General features: G+C 48.7%; 1 pseudogene. It reads right to left on the bottom strand.

The features are described from left to right. Window positions 1–267, bottom strand: a pseudogene (locus tag NHE85_RS16685) (SprB repeat-containing protein); the annotation flags it as partial.

Raw genomic sequence — 267 nt, forward strand, 5'->3', positions numbered from 1 at the left:
TAGCTCCGCCATTACATGCTACATTGGTCTGTGAAGCTATAGAAGCTGTAATAGCTGTAGGCTCAGTAATAGTCACCGATTGTGTAGCGGTACATGAGTTAGCATCAGTAATAGTTACGGTGTAAGTACCGGCATTAAGCCCTGTAGCTGTAGCGGCAGTACCCCCTGAAGGCGCCCATGAATAGGTAAGAGTGCCTGTACCCCCTGAAGCAGTTACAGTAGCTGACCCGTTTGCTCCGCCATTACATGCTACATTGGTCTGTGAAG

It is taken from the genome of Flavobacterium sp. NRK1, from assembly GCF_024054175.1.
Lineage (GTDB): Bacteria > Bacteroidota > Bacteroidia > Flavobacteriales > Flavobacteriaceae > Flavobacterium.